This window comes from Domibacillus mangrovi, from assembly GCF_001906925.1.
GTDB classification, from domain to species: domain Bacteria; phylum Bacillota; class Bacilli; order Bacillales; family Domibacillaceae; genus Domibacillus; species Domibacillus mangrovi.
Genome location: NZ_MRWQ01000006.1, coordinates 23,449 through 43,257 on the forward strand (window position 1 = coordinate 23,449; position 19,809 = coordinate 43,257).

Genomic DNA, 19,809 nt, shown 5'->3' on the forward strand with positions numbered 1-19,809 from the left:
TCTGTTAGAACGGAAGAGAGGGGTAGTGATGAAGAAAATATTGTTTATGGTTAGCAGCATGAATATAGGTGGCGTAGAAAAATCACTTCTTTCCCTGCTATCCGTTATACCAAAAGAAAAATATGAGATTACCCTTTTATTACTGGAGAAAAAAGGAGGTTTTTTAAGGCATGTTCCTGAGTGGATTACAGTAGAAGAAGCTGCATGGTTTAAAAAAGTAAAGCCAATTATTATACAGCCGCCACAAAAAACAATTAGTGACTATATCAAGAATAAAGAGTTTTTGAAAGTACCAACTTTTATCACATCATACATTTTATCTAAAAAATTAAAAGATAGATATATGTACTACAATCAAGTTTTTAAAGATATTCCTAATGACTTAAACGCATACGATGTCGCAATAGCCTATCAAGGACCCACGGACATCATTGATTTTTATATAGCAAACAAAGTGACAGCCAAAAAGAAAGTATCATGGGTGCATTTTGACGTTTCGAAGCATCAGATCAATCAAAAACTATATCAAAAAATGCATAAGAGATTTGATAAAGTCTTTACGGTTTCCGAAGAAGCAAAAAAACGACTAATCGAAAAAATACCGAACGATGAAACAAAGACAGAAATATTTTTAAATGTGATATCCTCTGATTTAGTAAATAAAATGGCATTAGAACCTGTGGAATTTGACCATAATTTTAAAGGGAAAAAAATCGTCACAGTAGGAAGGCTTTCCAAGGAAAAAGGTCAGGATATGGCGATTAAAGTTTTGTCAAAGCTGCTTAAAAACGGTTGTAATGTGAGATGGTACTGTATCGGGGACGGGAAAGATCGAGAAGAATATGAACAGTTAATAGAACAGTTCGGTTTAAAAGACGATTTTATTTTACTTGGATCAAAGGAAAACCCTTATCCATATATAGCAAATGCAGATATCTACGTGCAAACCTCCAGGCATGAGGGGTTTTGTCTGACATTGGCAGAAGCTCGGTGTTTACGTAAACCGATAGTTACTACAAATTTTACAGGGGCATACGAACAGCTTACAAATGGTCATGACGGTTTGATTGTTAATTTTGATGAAAAAGATCTGTATGAAAACATCGGAAAACTTATTGAAAATCCTGAAAAATGCGAAGGTTTAGCCAACAATCTAACTAAGATTAATGTGGATACAACAACAGAAGTAAAAAAACTATTAAACTACATCGGTTAGAAAGGGGTATTAAGAGATGAAGCCTAAAATAAGTATTATTGTTCCTGTATATAAAGTGGAACCATATATTCATAAATGTGTTGATTCAATTTTAGCACAGACATTTAAAGACTTTGAACTTATTCTTGTCGATGATGGATCACCTGATAAATGTGGTGAAATTTGTGATGAATATGCTCAAAAGGATTCAAGAGTGCATGTCATACATAAAAAAAATGGTGGTCTTTCTGATGCTCGAAATGCCGGTTTGAATATAGCAAAAGGAGAATATATAGGTTTTGTAGACAGTGACGATTGGATTGAATCGGATATGTATGAATTACTCTACAATATGTGTGAAGAAAATGAATGTGATATAGCAAACTGTACAAGTATCATTCATTTTAAAAGTGAAACAGTCATAAATGGGAACCATCCATTGATTATTCACAATAGAAACGAAGCAATGAAAGCGATGCTTGAAGGAGAACTGTACGATGAAGTAGTATGGACTAAATTGATCAAGCGGAATTTAATAGGCGATACTAGGTTCAAAGTGGGAATCGTATACGAGGATACAGACTTCACTTACAGGCTGATTCACAAAAGCAAAAAGGTATGCTGCATTGGAGCGCCGAAATATCATTATATAAAACGTGAAAACAGCACGATGGATAAAGCCGTAAAAAACATTACTATTGACGGGGTATTAATATACGATGAAATGTATCGCTTCATTGATCAACATTATAGAGATTTAAGAGATTTAGTTGCTTTGAAATTGGGCAATAGTGCGATGATTGTGATGAATTTAATGGCAGAAAATCAAAATTACTCTAAACATAAGCGGAACTACTATAAAGTGGGCAATATATTGAACAATTATTTTATTAGAACCATCAAATTGAAGGATTATCCAAAAAACGTAAAAATATTACTGACAGCATCTAAGATTCATCCTTTATTCTATAAGCTGTTGATTAACATTACAGCAAAGAGGAGAGAAGCGTGAAAAAATATTTGTTAAAGGGTTATTACAAAGCTTTGAAAACTAAAGAATTCTTCATGAGGTTAAAAAGCAAGATAAGACCAAATTAATTTTAATTGTACTTGGACCTACGGCAACTGTATTGGCTTATGATTTATCGATAAGCGGTTACCAAGCTGTAGACATAGGGCATATCGATATAGAGTATGAATGGTTCTTGCAAAAAGCAGCAGACAAAGAGCTTGTCAAGAACAAATACATTGGTGAGATTTCAGGAGGCAATGAAGTCGGCGAAATTAAAGATTTGAATGATGAAAATGAAATTATCGCAAAAGTATTATTAATTACAAATTATGGTAAATATATTTAAAAAGGACTAATTCACTATGAGAATTGAAAACTCTATAAAAAATATTTCAATAGGAATACTTTCTCAAATAATTATTGTGATATTGGGCTTTGTATCCCGAAAGGTTTTTTTGGATAGCCTAGGTGTTGAATACTTAGGTATTAATGGTCTCTTGATTAACGTATTATCCATAATGGCACTAGTTGAAGCGGGAATAGGAATAAGTATTACATATAATTTATATAAACCATTAGCGGAAAATGATCAAAAAAAAGTAATAGCTTTAGTACAATTATATAGAAAAATGTACAGAATATTAGCAGCCATCACGATAGTAGTTAGTCTAGGTTTGTATCCTTTCTTAGAGCATCTAATGAAAGAGAGTGAATCAATATCCAATATTGCGCTTATTTATTCCTTATTTGTTGCGAAAAACGTATTCTCGTATTTAAATGCTCATAAGTGGTCATTAATCAATGCGGATCAAAAAGGATATGTGCTGGTCAGAATGGATCTTTTGTTTCAAGTATCCACTACAGTAGCGAAGATATGCATTCTAATTACCACTCAGAATTATATTCTCTATCTTTTAATTGAATTATTATTATACGTAATTCAAAATATTACAAATGGAGTCATTGTAAATAAACGTTATTCCTATATAAAAACAAAAGAAAAACATTCATTGGATCAGGATACGAAAGACAATTTAGTGAAAAACGTAAAAGCGATGTTCCTCCAAAATATTGGAGGTTTTTTAGTTTTTGGAACAGATAATATTCTTATTTCATCTTTTATTGGCATTGCAACAGTTGGATTATACTCAAACTATACGATGATTACCCAGCAGGTATCGTCCCTAGTTAAACCTATGCTTGGTGGGGTTGGAGCCAGTGTTGGAAACTTAATTGCGACGGAAGGCAGCGATAAGAACTATTCTATATTTAAAATAACCTACTTCGTTAACTTTTGGCTTTATTCACTTTGTGTTATTTTTTTATACAATTTATTAGAGCCTTTTATTAATTGGTGGCTGGGGGCAGGATATCTTCTGGATAAGATATCTTTTATTTTACTATTGATGAATGTTTATCTTCTGGGAATGCGAACTGCAATCGCGACTTTCAAAAACAAAGCAGGGTTATTTGTTCAAGATAAATATGTCCCTATATTCGAAGGGCTAATTAATTTAATAATTTCATTACTTTTAGTCAAGTATTTCGGGTTAGCAGGAATATTTATGGGAACGATAATCAGTACTCTTTCTACAGTATTCTGGACGCAACCGGTCATCGTATATAAGCATGTTTTCAAGCAATCTGTCTGGCCATATTTCAAGACATATGGAATGTATGCAATTTTAACCGTCCTAATTTGTTTTATAACAACAATATGTAATACTCTCGTAGTAGGAGAAAACTTCATATCTCTAGTATTAAAAGGATTTGTTTGTATAATTGTCCCGAATAGTATTTATGTGATCTTGTTTTTTAAGACAAAAGAATTTCAGTATATATTTAACACTTTGAAAAGTAACTTACTCAAAGTAGGGAAAAATAAGCAAATTACGAGGGGGGCGTAAAAAGAAAAACGCATTCGTTCTTAGTAAAGAACGAATGCGTTGCAATGATCAATATTGAATTGTTAATAAAAAACGTGTAGAGGGGGGTTAATCAACATGAGTAAATTATCATTAAATTTGGTCAAAAACGACAATCAGGCATCAAGAATTTTAGACTTAATGAGATTTTTATCTGCTTTAATTGTTGTTTTATTTCATTTTTATGTACCATTACCTGGCTACCAGGCAGTAATGGTGTTTTTTGTTCTCAGTGGTTATTTCATATCATCCACTGTATTAAAAACAGTAAGCGAAAACAGATGGAATTGGTCTGATTATTTGTTGAAAAGAATAACAAGACTTTGGATAGTTCTTTTACCATGCTTACTTCTAACCTTTATTTGGGCAAAAGTACAAATGAATTTGTTTGAAGAAACAAAAATTTTTAGCTACTTAGATTGGAAGGTATTTTTGGGTAATTTGTTTTTTTTACAAGGAATTGTAGTGCCCGTATATGGTGCAAATGGTCCTTTATGGAGTCTGAGTTATGAATTTTGGTACTATATTTTGTTTCCATGCTTAGTGCTTATATTTTTATCCCGTAAAAAAAGTGCAAAGGTTTTATATGCATTGATGTTTATAGTCATTTCATTATGTGTAGGTCAAAAAATAATGGAATACTTTTTAGTTTGGTTGTTAGGTGCTTTGATCCCGCTTGTAAAACCATTTAAGCTTAAAAAGCAATTTTTTAATTACTTAATATTCTTATTTTCTGCTGTACTAGCTCTTATTTCAATGAAAACCTATGTCCTATTTGAAGATTATCCAGCTTTTCAAATTATTCCTGACTTGAGTATCGGAATAACTTTTTCCTTTTTAGTGTATGTGATTATTTCACTTTTTAATAATAGACCGAGTCGAAGGAATTTTAATTTGTCTAAACAATTGGCTGGATTTTCTTATACCTTATACTTGACACATTATCCTTTAGCTAATTTTATATTTGCATGGCTGGCTTCTCCATTATGGCCGTTTGCTGAAGGTGGAATTTTTATTAAAATAATGATTGCAATTTTTGTAATTGTATATGGGTGGATTATCGCATCTTTAACTGAAAACCATACCGACAAAGTTCGAAAATCAATTTCCAAATTAATTTTTAGAGATAAAACAAAAAAAGCCGAAACTCCATATGCTGTGACAAAAATCCAGTAGCAATACTGGATTTTTGCAAGATAATAAAAGCAATGTCATTACCGCTGATAAAATGCTTAGCCTTATTTCTAGGAATCCATTACGATGGCTATACGATAGGATCATAACAATATAGCAGAATCTTAAATTCAAGTGAATGAATGGATAAACTTCGATTTTTGCTAAACATTTTCTAGTTCATCGAAAAAGTCTTCGTATATCCTGCCATCTTCCTCTATAGTCGAACATTCTTACATAGGACACTTAAAAACTAAATTCTTTCATTGATTAAAGCACCAAAAGTTTTAGTCTTCCATATACTAAACAAAGAATTTAATTTTTGGAGGGATAATATAGTATGAAAGTCTATAATCTAGAATTAAGGTGCTGGAATATTTATAGTAATGGAACTCACCCTATTGAAACAACAAAAGGATTTAATGATGCATTGCAATGGGCTAGTGAAAACGGATATACAACGTTTAGTGTGCCACCTGGAGAGTATCTTATTGCAAAAGGGGATCAGGGAGCAGAAAATTCAAGAATTAACTTGGTCAGCGACATGATTTTTCTTTCAAGTGACGAAACGATCTTTCAAAAAGAAACGAATGGATATGAAATTTATTCACTTTTGTATGTAGGACCGAATATAAAAAATGTAACGATTAAAGGCGGAACCTTTCGGGGTGACAGGGAAACACATGATTACTCACAAAAGGGTCCTTCTACGTCGGGTACTCATGAATGGGGGAACGGGATTGATGTCGTTGGAGCGGAAAACATCACGATTGATGCAGTCAAACTCGAAAAATTTACAGGCGATGGTATAGAGGTGAAAGGATCGACGGTGACAGGTTCCACAATAACAGAAGCATCTGTGGAAGCGGGTGGAATTGATGATGAAGGACAGCCGGTTGGAAACACAGGGAAAATTCGCACAAAAGATCGAAAAGTAACCAACTTTGATAATATAGCCTATCAAGAACACCGGAATATTCATTTTTGGCTTCCGGAAGGCATCGTGCCGGGTAGCAAAGTGGACGTTTATTATTACCGAGCGGATGGCAGTTTTATAAAAGTAGATAAACAGATTAAGTATTATTCAGGAGAATCCATCATTCCGCAAGGTGCTGATTACTTCCGCGCTGTTTTTGAGGCTCCGTCCATTAAAAATTTCAAAGTGACAAGGATGACAGTCGACATATCGAGAAATGTAGTTATTAAAAATGCTGATATCGGGTACAACAGAAGGCAGGGAATCAGTTTAGTAGGGTCTGATGGCGTGACCATTACAAATAATGATATTCATCATATAGGCGGTGTCGCGCCAGGGAGCGGTATTGATATCGAACCAGGCTTCTATCAAGGAAGAAATACAATCATTACGGATAACAGATTCATGGATAATCGGCTGCAAATTATTCTTGCATATGGAGAGAATGCAAGAATTGAAGGGAATACATTTAAACAGGCGATTAAAGGAGTGGGTGTCTATTCGTACAAAGAATTCACAGGTGAAGTAACGGTGAAAAACAATTCGTTTGATGGATCTACTTTAACGCTGCAATCACATAATGCTGAAGTGATTCACAATCAATTTAAGAACAGTGAACTTAAGTTGGTTGGGAATGGAAGCGTTCTGGACGAGGCTGAACTGGAAGACACAAGTTTGAGCATAGGTAGCGGTGAAAATCAAAAGATTTCAAATGTGGCCATTAAACATAATGGAATAGTTCCAGGTGTTCTCTATTTAGGAGATACACCAGTACACATAGAAAACTTGGACATTCAAGCTCAAACGAAAGGCAAAGGTCTTATTTTCGGGCAGGGTAATAACGAAAGTATGTATAATAACTTGACTGTAGCAGATGTTGATAAAAAAGGAACGGTATTACCGGCTGGAACATATAACAATTGCTCTTTTGAGGCAGGCGAACTGACGATTAACCGTGCAGGAAAATATACGATGAATGACTGCACGGTAAAAGATACAGGGAAATTAGTCACCGTTTTAAGTACGTATGGGAAGCCCGAAGTATTGATTAACAAATCAACGCTAGAAATAACAGGCAATATCGGCTATGGCGCAGCTGTTTATATTTTAGGCGCTCAAAACGTTGAACTGGTGGACAGTAAGGTTTTTGCTATAAACAATACGTACAAGGCACCGTTGATTAAGGCCGGTCCTTATGGGGCACCAAAACCCACAAATGTATTCGGTTTTTCTATCAAGAACAGTGAAATCCGTACAAAAGCAGGTGTTCCGGTCATTGATACATTAAACGCAGGAACAGACGCACCGCCTTATACGATCAGAGATAATAAAATTTATAATGGAACATTACATTTAAAAGCGAACGATGTAAATGTAAACAATCAATTTATTCAAGAGTAGCCCACAGGCTGCTCTTTTCTATTTCTACAATATGTCCCTAATCTATCATTGAATTGAAACATATTATCAAAATGTTTTAAATAAAAAGGATTTAAAATAGTTGACGCCTTATCAAAAGGATGGTATATTTTAGTCAGTTGTTCTTTATAAAGAACAAATGCAAGTTTGGTTATGGTTATTATACAGCTTTAATGGTGCTTTATACTAAGATGAAAGATACAGTTGTTCTTTAAATAGAATAAAATCGATTATGTTGATTGATATCTATTATACGAATTGATTGTTTTATTTTGTAGGTGAATGGAGGAAAATAATGAGCGCAATCGCGGGCATCTATTATTCAAATAATACACCTGTACCTGTCGATCAAATGGGTGGAATGATGGACAGCTTACAGCATTATCCTGCTGATGATATTCAAGTTTGGCAGAAAGAAAATGTTTTCTTTGGGTGCCATGCACAATGGATTACACCGGAATCTATAGGAGAGCAGCAGCCTTATTATGATTATGAGAGACAGCTGGTCATTACAGCTGATGCAATTATTGATAATCGTGAGGAACTATTTGAGAGATTGCAAGTGGAACGATCGCGAAGAAAAACGATGCCGGACAGTGAATTGATTTTACTTGCGTATCACAAATGGGAGGAAGAATGCGCTAAGTATTTAATAGGTGATTTTGCCTTTATCATTTGGGATGAAAGAAAACAATTACTTTTCGGAGCAAGAGACTTTTCAGGTACCCGAACACTTTATTATTATCATGATGAGCAGCGATTCGTTTTTTGCACAATCATAAAACCATTTTTCACGTTACCGTTTATAGAAAAGAAATTAAATGAACAATGGATTGCGGAATATTTGGCTATTCCGGGCATGCATGAAACGGTAGAGCCTTTTTCAAGCGTTTATAAAAACATTGAACAACTTCCTCCATCTCATACAATCACAATTAAAAACGGCAAGGTTTCACTTGTTAAGTATCACACAGTGGCTGTAGGAGAAAAATTGCAATTAAAATCCAATGAAGAGTATGAAGAAGCTTTTCGTAGCGTATTTCAAGAATCGGTAACAGCGAGGATAAGAACAAGCCGAAAAGTGGGAGCCCATTTAAGTGGAGGCTTGGATTCTGGTTCAGTCGTCAGCTTTGCTGCAAAAGCTTTAGCTGAAGAAAAGAAGCAGCTTCATACATTTAGCTATATACCAGTAGACGGATTTAAAGATTGGACACCAAAAAATAGATTAGCAGATGAAAGACCTTTTATTCAGTCAACGGTCAAGCATGTTGGAAATATTTCAGATTATTATATGGATTTTGAAGGAAAAAGCCCATTATCAGAAGTGGATGATTGGCTGGATACATATGAAATGCCATACAAATTTTTTGAAAATTCCTATTGGCTAAAGGGGGTGTATGAACAAGCTTATAAAGAAGATATGGGTATTCTTTTATACGGAGCAAGAGGAAACTGGACTATTTCATGGGGCCCTGCTTTAGAATATCAGGCCGTACTTTTGAAAAAAATGAAAATGATCCGTTTCTACCGGGAGTTATGTTTGTACAGTAAAAATATCGGAGTTGAAAAATCGCGTGTCATGTCTGCCGTGCAAAGAAAAGCGTTTCCAAACTTTTATCGAAAAGCAAGGTTGTCAGAAAATGAATTTCCTATGTTAATTAATCCGGCATTCGCTGAAAGAACAGCTATTTTTGAGAAACTTCAGAAAAATGGTATGGATTTGGACGCATTCACCAACTTTAATGCGTATGAAGCAAGGGAACATCATTTTGAAAAGTTAACATATTGGAATATTAATGGAACGAGCGGAACGAAATTGTCTTTACGTTACAAATTGTGGGATCGTGATCCAACAAACGATCTCAGAGTTGTTCGCTTTTGTTTATCCGTACCAGAAAAACAATATGTGCAAAATGGTCTGGATCGATCGCTTATACGGCGGTCAACAAAAGATTATTTACCGGACAAAGTCAGATTAAATCAGAAAATTAAGGGAATACAAGGAACCGATGGAATTCACCGTATGGCCCCTAACTGGCATTTATTTATTGATGAAGTAGAAAAAATTACTGCAGATTCCCAAGCAGCAGAATATTTAAACATACAAAGTATTAAAAGTGCTCTTTCACAAGCTCGCGAAGTGCCGCGTCCAGAATATATATTTGACACAGGATTTAAAACAATGATGCGCAGCTTGATTGTTTCCAGGTTTCTAAAAAGTGTTACTTGAAAGGAGGTGGAAATATGAAAAAAGAGTGGCAAACACCAAAAGTAGAAGTTCTTACTGTTGAAATGACAATGGCAGGACCGGGGATTAAAACACCAGATGCTTTTCAGCCAGATCCAGATGAAATGATTCATTACAGTTAATGATAGAATGAGCAGAACAAAGCAATATTTGTACCCTTATACGCTAACAAAAGTATAAGGGTACAAATATTGTTGTTTACAATAGTTATCTGGAGGGGGCATTTAGATGATCGATATTGAAAAAAAGATTGTTTACAAAGTGTTCGGGCTACACGTAGTAAGCGAAATACCTCTTCCTGAACTGCTCGTAATAGATGAAGCGGAAGAACCGGTGGAAGTTGTAATTGAACAAGCTGATTTAACAGCACTGTGGCCTGATTTAGCTGAAACAAATAAACACTTTGTTATTAAAGAAGATTTCGTTATGTTTTGGATTCCTGACATAGCCATTTTTTTAATTCAAGACGGCAACAAAATTACATTTTCACCGGTGGAAAGTACTGGAGAAGATCAAATCCGGCTTTATATTCTTGGAAGCTGCATGGGAGCATTATTAATGCAAAGAAAAATATTTCCGCTGCATGGAAGTGCCGTTGCGATTGACGGAAAGGCATACGCCATTGTAGGTGATTCCGGTGCAGGGAAATCAACTCTTGCTTCCGCTTTTTTAAGTAGAGGCTATCAACTTCTAAGTGATGACGTGATCCCTGTCTCTTTTTCTGAACAAAATATTCCTATTGTGACACCAGCGTATCCGCAGCAGAAATTATGGTTGGAAAGTTTAGAGCAATTTGGAATGGAATCAGCCCATTATCGGCCTATATTTGATAGAGAGACCAAGTTCGCTGTTCCTGTTTCCGCACAATTCGCCACAGAACCTTTGCCTCTTGCAGGTGTATTTGAACTCGTTAAAACAGACCATCATGAGATTGTCATTCAACCTATTCAAAAAATGGAGCGGTTCCATACATTATTTAAACATACGTATCGTAATTTTTTTATTACTCAATCGGGTTTAATGGAATGGCACTTTAACACTTCAGTAAAAATAGTGAATAAAATTGATCTTTACCAGCTGCGTCGGCCCATATCCCGTTTTACAGCTCATCATTTGACAGACTTAATTTTAACAGCCTTAGAGAAGGGGGAAACAATATATGATTAAAAATCAAACAATTTCAATGAATCAATTGGTTAGTCAAGGAGAAGGGAACATTGTTAGTGATATGGATGGAGAAAAAGTGATGCTAAGTATTCATAATGGAAAGTACTACAATTTAGGTGAAATAGGTGGGGAAATATGGGATCTGTTAAAGGAGCCTATTTCGATTCAAACATTGGTCACTACATTACAAGTTCAGTATGATGTAAACCAAACTGATTGTGTGGAGCAAGTCACTGCTTTTTTAAACCGATTGAGAGAAGAGGACTTAATTAAATTAAGTAATAGAGACCATTCATAGTTTTATCAATTTTAGATTCAGGAGGTAATAATGATTAACCTAAAGAAAACTAGAGCATTTTTCGGACTGGATATAGCAACACGGATGCTATTGGTTGAGGCTTTTTTTTATTTAGGATGGGCCCGTTATCTTAAAATTAGATCGTTTTCAAAGGTTGCCCCTTCTTTAGGTGTACAAATGGGAGAGACAACAATGACACCTAACTTATCACATACTATAACTTTGCGAAACGTATCATCAGCTATTCATATTATGAGCCGCTATACTTTTTGGGAAAGCCAGTGCCTTGTTAAAGCGATGGCAGGACTGAAAATGCTCGAAAAACGTCAGATTGAAAGCACTCTTTATTTAGGGACTGCGAAAGATGAACAGGGAGAATTGATCGCACATGCTTGGCTAAGAAGCGGCTCGTACTACGTATCCGGTTATGAAGAAATGAATAGATTCACCGTGATCGCCCAATTTGCTAAAGAAGTCAGTATTAAAAAGCTTGAAGGAGAAAACTATGGACAACACTCTTAATCTGGAGAATGTTCCTCAGGAAGTACGTTTTATGCTTGAATTGTTAAAAGAAGACCGTAATCAGTATACGCAACAACATATAAAAGCATTATGTAAAGATATTGACTGGGATCTTTTTTTAAAACTTACCGTACACCATCGTGTGTATCCATTACTCAGCTCCAAAATAAAAGCGCTGGATGAACACCTGGTTCCATCACATGTTGCACAGTTCTTAAAACAAAAATACAAACATAACACATATCAAATGCTTCATTTGAGCGCAGAAATGGAACACGTTAGTAAGCTTTTTGCTGATCAGCACATACGGACGCTGTTTTTGAAAGGCCCTGTTCTAGCTCAAGATTTATATGGTGATCTGTCCCTTCGTACGTCTGGTGATTTAGATTTTCTTATCCCCATTGAACACCTTGAAGAGGCTGAAAATCTGTTAGTGGCACTAGGATATCAAAAGGATGATTATATCGAGACGATACTTAACGACTGGCGGTGGAGACATCATCACGTCACTTATACGAATCCCCAGAAAAGAATTAAACTTGAGATTCACTGGCGTCTGCATCCAGGTCCGGGACGTGAACCTAATTTTCAAGAACTGTGGGAACGAAGAAGAAAAAGTACACTTACAAGCCATTCGGTCTTTTACCTTGGACAAGAAGATCTTTTTCTATTTCTCGTTTCCCATGGAGCGCGTCATGGCTGGTCACGCCTTCGCTGGCTCGTTGATATTCAGCACATGATGAGACAAAGATTGGATTGGGAAAAGCTTTATACGTTGTTTAAAACCTACCACAATCCGGATGTAGCGGGACAGGCTATTATTTTAGCTTCACAGTTATTAAATACGAAGGTTACAGAAGAAATGAACCCATTTGTTTCGGGGAACGATCCGAAAAGGTTAGCTCAAGAATCACTCTTTTATGTCGAAAGAATGGTGAATTTACATACAGATCCCGTCCCTAAAGAAGTATCCAACTATCATTCCCATCATTTATTTTCATTAATGTCTACTCAGCAAAAGTTTTTCTTCATCATCAGTTTTTTACATCCATATCCAGAGGACGCTCAAACTTTGCCCTTACCCAAATGTTTTCACTTTTTATATTTTCCGCTGCGTCCCTTCTTATGGGCATGGAGGAAAACAAGGAAACCTGTATTACCTTAGGAGGATTTAATCATGAAAGATGTCTTTTATTTTTTAAGACAGATCCATTCATATGCCGGGAAAATTCTCTATATAAATCTTTTGGCGATGACGTTTATAGGCTTACTTGAAAGTGTTGGTCTTTTATTATTGGTTCCAATGCTCAGCATGACCGGTGTTTTAGAATTGGATGCAGGAGGAACGCCTATTTCCGCAGTATTTGACTTCTTAAAAGGCATGCCTGTTTCAATTGGATTACCTCTCGTCTTAGGGGTTTATGTTTTATTGGTTATAGGTCAAAACTTATTGCAACGGCACATAACACTTCAAAATGCCATTATTCAAAATGGCTTTTTAAGAAACCTTCGATTAGAGACATACGGTGCTTTGCTTCGTTCAAACTGGGCCTTTTTTATAAAAAAGAGAAAATCTGATCTTATTAATTTAGTGCTGACAGAGGTGACGCGAACTAGTGGCGCAACAAGCGCAATTTTACAGTTTATCGCCTCACTTATTTTTACATTTATACAAGTCGCTCTGGCTTTCTGGCTGTCTCCTGCCATTACAGCTTTTGTCCTGCTTTTCGGCATAGTTATTGTTTTTTTAAATCGCAAATTTCTTAAAAGATCACTGTCACTGGGTAATCGAAACTTTGAGTTGGGAAGAAGCTATCTCGCAGGCATAACGGATCAAATTAATGGGATTAAAGATATTAAAAGTAACACATTAGAAGAGTCGAGAATGGACTGGTTTGAGTCGATAACGAAAAAAATGGACGTGGAACAAGTTGAATATATGAGATTGAAAACGACATCTCAATTATATTATAAAGTGGCCTCTGCTATATTAGTCGCAATATTTATTTTTATTGCGGTAAATATGTTTAATGCTCAAGCAGCTCAATTAATGTTAATCATCCTTATTTTTACGAGGTTGTGGCCCAGAGTAGCTGGTATTCAATCATCACTAGAACAACTAGCAACAACGATGCCCTCCTTTAAAGCAGTAAAAGCGCTGCAAGGTGAGTGCCGGAATGCGAAAGAATGTGAAACGGGTGTCAATGAATACATTGAACCGATCCGTATAATGAAAGGAATCGAATGCCGAAACGTTTGTTTTAGGTACAATCAAAAAGAGCCTGTACAGACCTTGCAGAACATCAATGTTGTTATACCATCGAATAAGATGACGGCTTTCGTCGGGCGTTCAGGTGCAGGGAAAAGCACATTGATTGATTTATTAATGGGCCTTAATCAGCCTGAAAAGGGAGACGTGTTAGTTGATGGAATTCCGCTGACTAGTGATAATGTATTGTCGTGGAGACGGGCTATCAGCTATGTGCCACAGGATCCTTTTCTGTTTAATGCAAGCATAAGAGAAAACTTATTATTAATTAAACCAAATGCAAGTGAGGAACAGATGTGGGAAGCGTTAGCATTTTCGTCAGCCGCAGAGTTTGTCAGGGAACTTCCTCAAGGTCTTGATTCACTCATAGGTGATCGGGGCATAAAGCTTTCTGGAGGAGAGCGGCAGCGGCTTGTATTAGCCAGGGCTATTTTACGAAATCCGTCCATACTTGTCCTGGATGAAGCTACAAGTGCACTTGATACGGAAAATGAAGCAAAAATTCAGGAAGCATTAGACCGTTTAAAGGGAAAGATGACGATTATTGTGATTGCACACCGATTATCGACCATTCGAAATGCAGATCAGGTTGTAGTATTAGAAAAAGGCGAAATCATTCAAGATGGATTATACAATCAATTATCACAGGAAAAGAGTGGTGTGTTTAGTAAGCTGCTAAGTGGTCAAGTAGAAAATATTAAACAAGGAATGAATGAAACGAATGTAGATATATGTCGATAAAATGTTCTTTATGAAGAACGTTTTATCAAGTATAATATAAAAAATGAAAATTTTTCATTTTTTGTTCGTTATAAAAAACGAAAAAAACGTAAAGGAGATGGGGAAATGCAAAAGGGAATATACTGCGCGCCAGAAGTGTTAGATCATCGGCCTGTTCGATTTGAAACAGCACAAAGTTGGAATCCAGGTAAGGGTAATCTTAATCATCCGGGTAAAGGGAATGGAGGAATCAATTTTCCTCCAGGTAATCCAAATCCAACGCCGGGTGGTGCAGGTGCTCCTGGTAAAGGGAATGGAAAAGGTCGAAAAAAATAAGTCAATGGACAGTAATCAATGCTTGTTTACTGTCCATTGACAGCTAATTTAAAAAGATATGTAGTGAGGAGAAGCATTATGTATATCTTTCATACAAAGATTGGCGATCATTATATTCAGATGAAAAGCAGTACGAATCAAATCATGAACATATTAAATAAGAATTTTCCCGATACTTGTAGTGGCCATAATCAGCAACCAGATATAGCTGTAATGATTGAGGAAGGATATGGAACTCCTTTTACAAATTATGAAGTTACCATTGTGGAACAATCTAGCAGTATTTTATTTAAAAGAGCCGACTATTTAATTGAAGTAGATTCTGATTATAAAGAGGCGAAAATATTTGTTCATAATGAGTTGGCTGTAAAACATGCCCTTATGAATTTATACAGTTCATTTATTGTTCATCACAACTGGGGACTGTTAATTCATTCATCCTGTGTGTTGGACAACCACAAAGCCCACATTTTCACGGGACATTCTGGAGCAGGGAAGTCCACGGCTGCAAAATTGTCGTTGCCAAGAGAACTTCTTTCAGATGAAGCTACGATTTTAAAAATTACAAGAAATAATGTAACGGTTTATAATTCACCTTTTCGAAGTGAGCTAAAAGGAAAAGGAGATGAAGATGTTTCACCTTTAGAAAGTATTCAATTGTTACATCAAGCATTGTCCAATAAAAGGATCGAGTTAAAGAAAACGGAAGCTCTTGTACAGTTGGTTGACAAAGTATTTTATTGGGTTTATAAGCCTGAAGAGACAACAAAAATTTTTAATTTATTGAAGCTACTAGTGGAAAAGGTTCCTGTTTACGAACTTCATTTTCAGAAAAATCCCACATTTTGGAGGTTGATTTCCTAATGACGAGTTATATTCGCAAGGAAGGCTATGACACAGTTGAACTGAATGATGAATGGATTATTTTGAATTCGCAAGAATACACAGTGACGACTTTAAATGAAGTAGGCGGGTATTGTTGGAAGTTGCTTCATGAGAAACAGACCGCTAAGACAATTGTTCAAGAGCTAAAAGGAGAATATGACATAGATAAAGAATCCGTACAAGCAGACATAGAAACCTTTCTATCTAATTTAATGCAATATGGGCTCATCCAATATGCACACTGATTCTTTAATATTTAATTTGATTAAAGAAATGATGCGAAAAAAAGGATGGATGGATCTCCCGGCAGATGGGGTGAGCATGTATCCCTTAATCCGAAAGGGGGATATTTGTCGTTTTGTTCCATGTGAAAGGTCGATGATCAAAAAGGGCGATATTATCTTATTTCAAGCGTCAGGCGGAGGATTAGTGGCTCATCGTTTATTGAAAACTATTTCTAATCATAATCAAGTGGATTACCTTTTTAAAGGTGATACAAATCTTGGGTTAGATGAACCGGTTTCTTATGAAAAAATCGTTGGGAAATTAACTTCGATTCAAAAAGGCAAAAGGGCGATAGAAGCAACGAACGTATCTGTTTTTTTATGGTGCAGATTGATTCTTTTTTGCCCATTCATGTCCGTTTTACTAAGAACGTATCTTAACAATAAAGAAGCAAAAGAACTGTAACCTGCAGAGGTGTTGTTTTGATGAATATCAGAAAAATGGTTGATAAATGGAATTTTAAACAATATCTATCTACAAAAGACATGGAGAAAATATTTTTCTTGCTCTTGCCATATGTTAAGAAGCATAAAAAAGCTTACATCGGATTGTTTTTTCTATTGTTTGTTGATATTGCGATAACATTAGCATCAGCATGGTTTGTTGGAAATATAATGGATGCAGCGCTTCAAAGCAATTTTGGTCGACTTAAATGGTTGGTGCTGGCGGGCATAGGGTTATCAATGATTAGTATTACGTCCAATTTTATCAATATATATCTCGATACTGTTGCTGTGAATGCGGTGAAGAAAGATTTGAATTTGAATTTATATGAACACATTTTACTTCTGCCCGGCAAGAGTCTCTCAAGTCTGCATTCAGGGGAATTGTTATCTCATTTTACGAATGATATTCACAGTCTTGACGGAGTGATTGGGAGCGGATTGATGAACTTAATACGATTTCCGATCATCTCGATTGCAGCTTTTGTTTATTTAATTCAAATTAATTGGAAATTATCTTTGTTGAGCTTATCGGTAGCACCAATAGCCATTGCAGGGGGGGCAGTATTTGGATTATTGCTCAGGAACAATAGTCGTTTGATTCATGAGCTTATTAGCAGTATCACGAAGAGCCTTACAGATACTTTCCATGGCTTCACGGTTATTAGATCCTTTACGCTAGAGAAACTGCTTTACAGTAAATATGCACAGAAAAATCAGGCCCTTTATTCGCTAGAGTTAAAAGATGCGAAATTAAGAGGGTGGTTTTACGCTGGAGGAGAAGCGGTAGGATCCATTACATTCCTTATTAGCTTGATTATAGGAGCTTATTTTGTAATGGATAATATTATTACGATCGGTGCTTTATTAACATTTATTAATCTTGTCAATCATCTTATATATCCACTTACAGGACTTGCAGGACAATGGGCTGGCTATCAAAATTCCATTTCAGCGTTAGAAAGAATCACCAACTTATTTAACCAACTAGGAGAATCAAAAGAACTGCCTTCCTATTTTGCATCAAAAACAATTGATCATACGATTCAATTCCAAGATATTACGTTTAGTTATGATGGGAAAAGAAATGTGTTTGAAAACTTTCAGTTGCAAATTCCAGCGGGCAAAGTGGTAGCCATTGTTGGTCCAAGCGGGGCAGGGAAATCAACTCTTTTTAATTTGCTTCAACGCTTTTATGAGCCACAAGCTGGTTCTATTTTGATCGATGATGCTTCTATAAATGATCTGACCATTTCTGAATTAAGAAACTCGATCGCATATGTTCCTCAAGAGACCTTTTTGTTTAGCGGAACAATTCGGGAAAATTTACTGTTAGCACGCCCTGGAATTACTGAAGAAGAAATGATTCAGGGGGCAGCGAATGCAAATATACATGAGTACATTACGTCGCTACCTGAAGGCTATGACACTGAGATCGGAGAAAGAGGCATAAAGCTTTCAGGTGGACAAAGACAACGGATTTCGATTGCGAGAGCCATATTGAAAGACGCTTCGATCCTATTGCTTGACGAAGCCACGTCTGCATTGGATAGCGAATCAGAATTCTTAGTAAAGGAAGCGTTGGATCGATTAATGAAAAATCGGACTACACTCATTATCGCTCACCGATTATCGACCATTCAACATGCAGAAGTCATTGCGGTTATGGAAAAAGGAAAAATTGTTCAGATAGGAAAACATGAAGAGCTCATCAATCAGAAGGGGCTGTACCAGGAATTGCACAAAAATCATTTTACCCAAGATAAATATGAAACGACTCTTTCACCTGTGCATTGTTAATCATTAGAAGGGAAGTGCGGTCTTGATCAATCAACTTATAAAAAGTCTTTATGACTCGCGTTTTAATTTGCCTAATGATACCGCGTTTTATCACGATGCGATTCAAGAGATTGAAACGTACTCCATCTCTTCCCAAGTGTTTTATTTGTTAGAAACACAGGGGAAACTAAAAAAAACCCCATTATTTTTCCAAACTCGCTTAAAACAAAAACACCAGGAGGTATTGTATCAAAACTTGTTGATAAAAGATCAAACGAACAAAATTTTGAACAACTTTGAGGCGAAGGGACTAGAAGTCATTCCGCTGAAAGGCGTGTATTTTGCTGAAAGATACTTTGGTCATATCGGAGCAAGGGGCACCTCAGATATTGATCTTTTAATTAGGATGAAAGACGTGGATAAAGCAGTAGAGATAATCAAATTAATGGGATTTGAAATAGAAGAAGAGCCCATTCCATCTCACTTTCATAGCAGCCTCAGCAAAAAAATACCTGGTTCACCGTTCCCGCTCACTGTGGAAGTTCATTGGGATATTTTGAAAGAAGCTACCGCTAATTTCAAAATAGAAGAATTTTGGAATGAAGCTATCCCTTTGGAAAAACACCTATATGTAAAAAAACTATCTGATTATCATACATTTTATTTGATTTGCCTTCATGGGTGGAGACATAATTTGGACTCTCCAAAATATTTCTTGGATATTATTCAGATGATCTATCATTTGAAAGATCGTTTGCAGTATGAAGAACTTTTTAAAGATGCTACACTCCATCAAACAGTAAAAAGGCTCAAACGGACTTTATCTATTGTTTACAAAGAATATCCGATGCTAGAGGATGTAGCCGCGCTCTCCTTTAAAAAAAGAAAGCGCAAAGGGGAGTACAGAAGCTGTATAAAAACGACTGGACTCATTCAGTACATGCATTTTTTTGATTATCAATTTTGCAGCTATGATTCTGTTAAACATAGTTTTATTGAAATATCACAGTGGGTTTTACCGGCAAGAAACGAATTAGTACGGCAGTTAAGAAGAGATCATAAAGAACATTCTTATTTATTTCTTTTACTCTATTTGTATAAACAGAGATGGACGAGTATCATAAAAGCAATGGGTATTCTATTTTAGAAACGGGAGG

The 19,809-nt window shown here is 35.9% G+C and carries 19 protein-coding genes; all 19 read left to right on the plus strand.

What is annotated here, in order from left to right; genetic code table 11:
* The first annotated feature begins 28 nt into the window (after positions 1-28).
* The 19 genes from BLL40_RS07435 to BLL40_RS07520 all read left to right on the plus strand — a co-directional run bounded on the left by BLL40_RS07435 (position 29) and on the right by BLL40_RS07520 (position 19,799).
* A complete protein-coding gene (locus tag BLL40_RS07435; RefSeq protein WP_073711289.1) occupies positions 29-1,216 on the plus strand; it encodes a glycosyltransferase in 1,188 nt (395 codons plus the stop codon).
* 16 nt (positions 1,217-1,232) lie between these two features.
* Complete coding sequence (locus BLL40_RS07440) at positions 1,233-2,207, plus strand: glycosyltransferase family 2 protein (RefSeq protein ID WP_073711290.1); 975 nt, start codon at positions 1,233-1,235, stop codon at positions 2,205-2,207.
* A gap of 46 nt (positions 2,208-2,253) precedes the next feature.
* The gene (locus BLL40_RS07445) at positions 2,254-2,553 is read left to right on the plus strand and encodes a GT-D fold domain-containing glycosyltransferase (RefSeq protein WP_083566400.1); all 300 of its coding nucleotides are present in this window, start codon (positions 2,254-2,256) and stop codon (positions 2,551-2,553) included.
* 16 nt (positions 2,554-2,569) lie between these two features.
* A complete protein-coding gene (locus tag BLL40_RS07450; RefSeq protein WP_073711292.1) occupies positions 2,570-4,114 on the plus strand; it encodes a lipopolysaccharide biosynthesis protein in 1,545 nt (514 codons plus the stop codon).
* Positions 4,115-4,210: 96 nt separating this feature from the next.
* Entirely contained in the window at positions 4,211-5,308 is a 1,098-nt protein-coding gene (locus BLL40_RS07455; RefSeq protein ID WP_073711293.1) for an acyltransferase family protein, read from the plus strand.
* Positions 5,309-5,645: 337 nt separating this feature from the next.
* Complete coding sequence (locus tag BLL40_RS07460; RefSeq protein WP_073711294.1) at positions 5,646-7,682, plus strand: right-handed parallel beta-helix repeat-containing protein; 2,037 nt, start codon at positions 5,646-5,648, stop codon at positions 7,680-7,682.
* Positions 7,683-7,995: 313 nt separating this feature from the next.
* Positions 7,996-9,930 (plus strand): lasso peptide isopeptide bond-forming cyclase, encoded by a 1,935-nt coding sequence (locus BLL40_RS07465; protein WP_073711295.1) that lies wholly within the window; start codon positions 7,996-7,998, stop codon positions 9,928-9,930.
* Between the two features lie 14 nt (positions 9,931-9,944).
* Complete coding sequence (locus tag BLL40_RS17125; RefSeq protein ID WP_143180099.1) at positions 9,945-10,070, plus strand: paeninodin family lasso peptide; 126 nt, start codon at positions 9,945-9,947, stop codon at positions 10,068-10,070.
* A 106-nt stretch (positions 10,071-10,176) separates the two neighbouring features.
* A complete protein-coding gene (locus BLL40_RS07470) occupies positions 10,177-11,115 on the plus strand; it encodes a phosphoenolpyruvate carboxykinase (ATP) (protein ID WP_073711296.1) in 939 nt (312 codons plus the stop codon).
* Positions 11,108-11,413 carry a lasso peptide biosynthesis PqqD family chaperone gene (locus tag BLL40_RS07475; RefSeq protein ID WP_073711297.1) on the plus strand — a complete coding sequence of 102 codons (306 nt, stop codon included), beginning with the start codon at positions 11,108-11,110 and terminating at the stop codon, positions 11,411-11,413. The genes BLL40_RS07470 and BLL40_RS07475 overlap by 8 nt, the downstream gene beginning before the upstream one ends.
* Before the next feature lie 30 nt (positions 11,414-11,443).
* Positions 11,444-11,935, plus strand: a complete 492-nt coding sequence (locus tag BLL40_RS07480; RefSeq protein WP_073711298.1) for a lasso peptide biosynthesis B2 protein — start codon at positions 11,444-11,446, stop codon at positions 11,933-11,935.
* Complete coding sequence (locus BLL40_RS07485; protein ID WP_073711299.1) at positions 11,919-13,100, plus strand: nucleotidyltransferase domain-containing protein; 1,182 nt, start codon at positions 11,919-11,921, stop codon at positions 13,098-13,100. Before BLL40_RS07480 ends, BLL40_RS07485 begins: the two co-directional genes overlap by 17 nt.
* A 12-nt stretch (positions 13,101-13,112) precedes the next feature.
* On the plus strand, positions 13,113-14,945 hold the full coding sequence (locus BLL40_RS07490) for an ABC transporter ATP-binding protein (protein ID WP_073711300.1): 1,833 nt from the start codon (positions 13,113-13,115) through the stop codon (positions 14,943-14,945).
* 105 nt (positions 14,946-15,050) lie between these two features.
* On the plus strand, positions 15,051-15,260 hold the full coding sequence (locus BLL40_RS07495; protein WP_073711301.1) for a hypothetical protein: 210 nt from the start codon (positions 15,051-15,053) through the stop codon (positions 15,258-15,260).
* Positions 15,261-15,338: 78 nt separating this feature from the next.
* Positions 15,339-16,124, plus strand: coding sequence for a hypothetical protein (locus BLL40_RS07500; RefSeq protein ID WP_073711302.1), 786 nt, complete (start codon positions 15,339-15,341; stop codon positions 16,122-16,124).
* Entirely contained in the window at positions 16,124-16,390 is a 267-nt protein-coding gene (locus BLL40_RS07505) for a PqqD family protein (RefSeq protein ID WP_073711303.1), read from the plus strand. The genes BLL40_RS07500 and BLL40_RS07505 overlap by 1 nt, the downstream gene beginning before the upstream one ends.
* A 76-nt stretch (positions 16,391-16,466) precedes the next feature.
* Complete coding sequence (locus BLL40_RS07510) at positions 16,467-16,835, plus strand: S24/S26 family peptidase (protein ID WP_159434206.1); 369 nt, start codon at positions 16,467-16,469, stop codon at positions 16,833-16,835.
* 20 nt (positions 16,836-16,855) lie between these two features.
* Positions 16,856-18,673, plus strand: a complete 1,818-nt coding sequence (locus BLL40_RS07515; protein WP_073711305.1) for an ABC transporter ATP-binding protein — start codon at positions 16,856-16,858, stop codon at positions 18,671-18,673.
* Between the two features lie 22 nt (positions 18,674-18,695).
* Entirely contained in the window at positions 18,696-19,799 is a 1,104-nt protein-coding gene (locus BLL40_RS07520; RefSeq protein WP_073711306.1) for a nucleotidyltransferase family protein, read from the plus strand.
* The last annotated feature ends 10 nt before the right edge of the window (positions 19,800-19,809 follow it).

Bases quoted from the DNA above. Each gene is read 5' to 3' on its own strand.
- BLL40_RS07510 (WP_159434206.1), top strand. From the start codon at position 16,467: ATGTATCCCTTAATCCGAAAGGGGGATATTTGTCGTTTTGTTCCATGT.
- BLL40_RS17125 (WP_143180099.1), top strand. From the start codon at position 9,945: ATGAAAAAAGAGTGGCAAACACCAAAAGTAGAAGTTCTTACTGTTGAA.
- BLL40_RS07440 (WP_073711290.1), top strand. From the start codon at position 1,233: ATGAAGCCTAAAATAAGTATTATTGTTCCTGTATATAAAGTGGAACCA.
- BLL40_RS07500 (WP_073711302.1), top strand. From the start codon at position 15,339: ATGTATATCTTTCATACAAAGATTGGCGATCATTATATTCAGATGAAA.
- BLL40_RS07475 (WP_073711297.1), top strand. From the start codon at position 11,108: ATGATTAAAAATCAAACAATTTCAATGAATCAATTGGTTAGTCAAGGA.
- BLL40_RS07515 (WP_073711305.1), top strand. From the start codon at position 16,856: ATGAATATCAGAAAAATGGTTGATAAATGGAATTTTAAACAATATCTA.
- BLL40_RS07505 (WP_073711303.1), top strand. From the start codon at position 16,124: ATGACGAGTTATATTCGCAAGGAAGGCTATGACACAGTTGAACTGAAT.
- BLL40_RS07480 (WP_073711298.1), top strand. From the start codon at position 11,444: ATGATTAACCTAAAGAAAACTAGAGCATTTTTCGGACTGGATATAGCA.
- BLL40_RS07435 (WP_073711289.1), top strand. From the start codon at position 29: ATGAAGAAAATATTGTTTATGGTTAGCAGCATGAATATAGGTGGCGTA.
- BLL40_RS07450 (WP_073711292.1), top strand. From the start codon at position 2,570: ATGAGAATTGAAAACTCTATAAAAAATATTTCAATAGGAATACTTTCT.
- BLL40_RS07460 (WP_073711294.1), top strand. From the start codon at position 5,646: ATGAAAGTCTATAATCTAGAATTAAGGTGCTGGAATATTTATAGTAAT.
- BLL40_RS07455 (WP_073711293.1), top strand. From the start codon at position 4,211: ATGAGTAAATTATCATTAAATTTGGTCAAAAACGACAATCAGGCATCA.
- BLL40_RS07470 (WP_073711296.1), top strand. From the start codon at position 10,177: ATGATCGATATTGAAAAAAAGATTGTTTACAAAGTGTTCGGGCTACAC.
- BLL40_RS07485 (WP_073711299.1), top strand. From the start codon at position 11,919: ATGGACAACACTCTTAATCTGGAGAATGTTCCTCAGGAAGTACGTTTT.
- BLL40_RS07490 (WP_073711300.1), top strand. From the start codon at position 13,113: ATGAAAGATGTCTTTTATTTTTTAAGACAGATCCATTCATATGCCGGG.
- BLL40_RS07465 (WP_073711295.1), top strand. From the start codon at position 7,996: ATGAGCGCAATCGCGGGCATCTATTATTCAAATAATACACCTGTACCT.
- BLL40_RS07495 (WP_073711301.1), top strand. From the start codon at position 15,051: ATGCAAAAGGGAATATACTGCGCGCCAGAAGTGTTAGATCATCGGCCT.